The following is a 4,361-nucleotide window of genomic DNA, read 5'->3' as shown; positions in this document are numbered from 1 at the left end:
TCGATGCCCGCCCGCTCCAACGCCTCCCACGCCACCTGCAACAACAGACGCTGCTGCGGATCGGTCGCCAACGCCTCCCTCGGACTCATCCCGAAGAAGGCCGCGTCGAACTCACCGGCGTCACGCAGGAAACCGCCCTGCCGGGTGTAGGACGTCCCCTTGTGGTCGGGGTCGGGGTGGTAGAGGGCCTCCAGATCCCAGCCGCGATCGGCGGGAAACTCCCCGATCGCGTCCGTCCCCGATGCCACCAGCTCCCACAAATCCTCGGGCGAGGCCACCCCACCGGGAAACCGGCACCCCATCCCCACGATCACCACCGGGTCCGAGACGTCGGTTCCCTTCACGGTCACGGGCGCGGTGCTCTCCTGTGCCGACAGGGCGTCCAGCAGGTGCCCCGCGAGCGCCGCGACGGTGGGGAACTCGAAGGCGACGGTGGGGGGCAGGGTGAGTCCGGTGAGCGTGTTGAGCCGGTTGCGCAGCTCGACGGCGGTCAGCGAGTCGAAGCCGAGCTCCTTCAGCGGCCGGTCCGCGCCCACCCCGTCCGCGTCCTCGCGGCCGAGGACGGCCGCGGCCTGTTCGCGTACGAGCCCGGTGACGGTTCGAGACCGCTCGTGTGGCGGTTCGGCCCGCAGCCGCCGCGCCCAGGCGCCGTCGGCCGTCGTCCGCCGGGCCGCAGCGGGCGGCTTGACGATTCCGGAGAACAGGGCGGGCAGGCGGCCCGCCGCCGCCTCGTCCCGCAGCACGCCCTCGTCCAGCGGGGACACCACGGTGTGGGCGTCACGCACCCGTTCGAGCACGTCCAGCGCGCGGCCGGTCTCGACCGTGCCGACACCGTGCCTGGCGAGCCGGGCGCGGTCGGCCGCGCCGAGGTGGGCGGTCATCGCGCTCGCATCCTCCCACAGGCCCCAGGCGACGGCCGTGGCCGGCAGACCGGCACGGCGCCGGTGCTCGGCCAGTGCGTCGAGGAAGGCGTTGGCGGCCGCGTAGTTCGCCTGCCCGGGTACGCCGAATGTGGCCACGGCGGAGGAGAAGAGCACAAAGCCCTCCAGGGGGAGGCCCGCGGTCAGCTCGTGCAGGTGCCACGCCGCGTCCACCTTGGGCCGCAGCGCGACGGCCAGTTCCTCGGTGGTCATCCTGGTGACCGTGACGTCCGCGAGCAGTCCCGCGGTGTGGATCACCGACCTGAGCGGGCGGTCCGCGGGGATGGACTCCAGCAGTTCCGCCACGGCCGCACGGTCGGCGACGTCGCAGGCCACCACGCTCACCCCGGCTCCGGTCGCGGTGAGTTCCTCGGCCAGGGCCTCGGCGCCCGGCGCTCGCGGCCCCGAGCGGCTCACCAGCAGCAGGTGCGGGGGGTTCGCCGAAGCGGCGAGCCTGCGGGCGACCAGCGCGCCGAGGGTTCCGGTGCCTCCGGTGACGAGGACGGTGCCGGCCGATGTCCCCACCGGGGATCCGGAGTCGCGGGAGGCGGAGTCGTGGGGGGCGGAGTCGTGGGGGGTGTTCCCGCCGAGGTCGTGGGAGGCGAGTCTGGGCACCAGCAGCTCGCCGCCGCGTACGGCCACCTCGCGTTCGCCGTGCTCGGCGGCGAGCAGCGCGGCGGGGGCGGGACCGTCGACGGTGACCAGGGTGAACCGGCCGGGGTGTTCGGCGGTGGCGGTGCGGACCAGACCACGGACCGGGGCGGACGCGAGGTCGGACTCGGCCACCACGACCGAGAGCCGGATACCGTCGAACCCGGGATGGCGGAGCCACTCCTGGAGCAGTCCCAGGACGGCGGCGGTCCGCTCGTACGCCTCCGCGACCACGTCGCCCGTCCGCCCGCCCACGGGCACGAGCACGGCCCCGGCGCCGGCCGCCGACAGCAGGTCGTCGACCACGCCGACGTCCCCGTCCGTCGTGACGAGGCCACCGGGGCCACCTGGGTCGTCGGGGCCGCTGAAGCCGCCGAGCACGACGACGTTCCCGGGAGCCGGACCCGTCTCGGCCGGTCGCTCCCAGCCGACCCGGTAGGTGTCGGCCTCGGGGCGGGCCGCGGCGAGTTCGGCGCGGGCGGCCGGGCGGAACGCCACGGACTCGACGGCGCCGACGACCTCTCCTTCCAGGTCCGCGAAGGTGTAGCGGAACCGGGAGGCGCCGAGCGGCTCGATGCGCGCCCGCAGCCCTTCCCGCCCTCGCTTCGCCCCGCCGGTCAGGCGCAGGCCCTCGAAGGCGAACGGCAGGAGAGGGTGGTCCGGGTCGGGGTCGGCGAGTCCGGCCAGCCCTGCCACCACCGGATGCAGAGCGGCGTCGAGCAGTGCCGGGTGAAGGACGAAATCCTCACCCGCGGTACCCCGGGCCTCGGCCGCGACGAGCTCGGCGTAGACCGTGCCGTCGCCGCCGTCGCCGTCGCCGGCTCGCCATACGGCGGCCAGCCCCTGGAAGGCCGGGCCGTAGTCGTAGCCGAGCCGGTACAGCCGTGCGTACACGTCGGTGACATCGACGCTCTCGGCTCCGGGGGGAGGCCATGCGACCCGCGTGGCCCCTGTCGTCCCGGGGGCGAGGGTCCCGGCCGCGTGCCGGGTCCACGGCGCGTTCTCGGACGAGCGCGCGTGCACCTCCACGGTCCGGCGGCCATGCTCGTCGGGGGCCGCGACGAGCACCTGCAGCGGCGCCGGGCGCCCGTGGGTGAGGACGAGAGGCGCCTGGACGGTCAGCTCGCGCACCTCGGAGCAGCCGACGAGGTCCCCGGCCCGCGTGGCGAGTTCGGCGAGAACCGTGCCGGGTGCCAGCACGGTGCGGAACACCGAGTGGTCGGCGAGCCACCCCTGCGCCGCCGTGTCGAGTCGGCCGGTCAGCACCGCGCCGCCGTCCGCGAGCGCGACCATCGCCCCCAGCAGCGGGTGGCGGACGGCGGACGGCCCGAGCCCGGATGCCAGGGCCGAGCCGGCGGAGGGGGTGAGCCAGTAGCGCTCGCGCTCGAACCGGTAGGTCGGCAGGTCCACGACAGAGGGGCCCGTCGTCGTCCAGGAGACGGGGACGCCGCCGAGGTGGGCCACGGCGAGGGCGCGGCGGAACGTCTCCGTGCCGCCCTCGCCGCGCCGCAGCGTGCCGCCCGCCAGCCCGGGCAGGCCCCGCTCGGCGAGGATCTCCTCGACGGCCACGGTGAGCACCGGGTGCGGGCTCACCTCGACGAACCGGTGGTGTCCCGTGTCGAGCAGGCCGTGGACGGCGGCTTCGAACTCCACGGTCTCGCGGAGGTTCCGATACCAGTACCCGGCGTCGAGCGTGGCGGTGTCGGCCGGTTCCCCGGTCACCGAGGAGTGGAACGCGATCTCGGCCGGCCTCGGTTCCAGGCCGGTGAGCGTCTCCAGCAGGTCCTCGCGCAGGGGTTCGACGTGTCGGGTGTGCGAGGCGTAGTCCACCGGGACGCGGCGGGCGCGCACGCCCTGCTCGTCGCACCACGCGAGCAGTTCGTCGAGGGCGTCCGCGCCTCCCGCGACCACCGTGGAGCGTGGTCCGTTGCGCACCGCGATCTCGATCTCCCCCGGCCGGCGCGTCAGGACCCGGGCCAGTTCGTCGGCGCCCAACGCCACCGACACCATGCCGCCGTTCCCCGCGATGCGGGCGATCGCCCTGCTGCGGAGTGTGACGATCTTCGCGGCGTCCGCCAGCGACAGCGCGCCCGCCACGTAGGCCGCGGCGATCTCGCCCTGTGAGTGCCCGACGACGGCATCCGGCCGTACTCCGGCGGCGCGCCACATCGCCGCGAGCGACACCATCATCGCGAAGAGCACCGGCTGCACGACGTCGACGCGCTCCAGTGGTGGCGCGCCGGTGTCGCCACGGAGCACGGCGGTGAGGGACCAGTCGGTGTGCCCGGCGAACGCCTCCTCGCAGGCCTCGATCTCGGCGCGGAAGGTGTGGTCGGAGTCCAGGAGCGCGCGGGCCATCTCGGGCCACTGCGATCCCTGGCCGGGGAAGACGAAGACCGTCCTGCCCGGGGCTTTCTCGCCGGTGACGATCTCGTCGTGGAGTTCGCCCCGTGCCAGGGCGCGCAGGGCGGGCAGGTGGTCGGCGAGTACGGCGGCGCCGTGGCCGAGCCGCGCCCTGGAGACGAGGGTGGCCGCCACGTCGCGCGGGTCCAGCCCCGGATGGGCCTGAAGGTGGTCGGCCAGCGCCTCGGCCTGCCTGCGCAGAGCGGCGGGGCTGTCCCCGGACAGCAGCACGGGGGGAGCGGGCGCGGTCGCGGGCCGATTGGCGTGGCCGGAGACATTCGGTGTCTCGGCGGGGTCGTCGGGTGCCTGTTCGAGGATGACATGCGCGTTGGTCCCACTGATCCCGAACGACGACACCCCCGCCCGCCGCACCCCACCCCGATCCGG

General features: G+C 75.0%; 1 protein-coding gene. It reads right to left on the bottom strand.

Annotation, left to right across the window (positions count from 1 at the left end; all coding sequences use genetic code 11):
• Positions 1–4,361 (bottom strand): type I polyketide synthase (locus AB0B96_RS40735; protein ID WP_362907659.1); only part of this gene is annotated, 4,361 nt, incomplete at both ends.

The organism is Streptosporangium sp. NPDC049046 (assembly GCF_040649155.1).
Taxonomy (GTDB): Bacteria; Actinomycetota; Actinomycetes; order Streptosporangiales; family Streptosporangiaceae; genus Streptosporangium.
The sequence above is the reverse complement of the archived record's forward strand: the minus strand, read 5'-3'. Positions and strand labels throughout refer to the sequence as shown.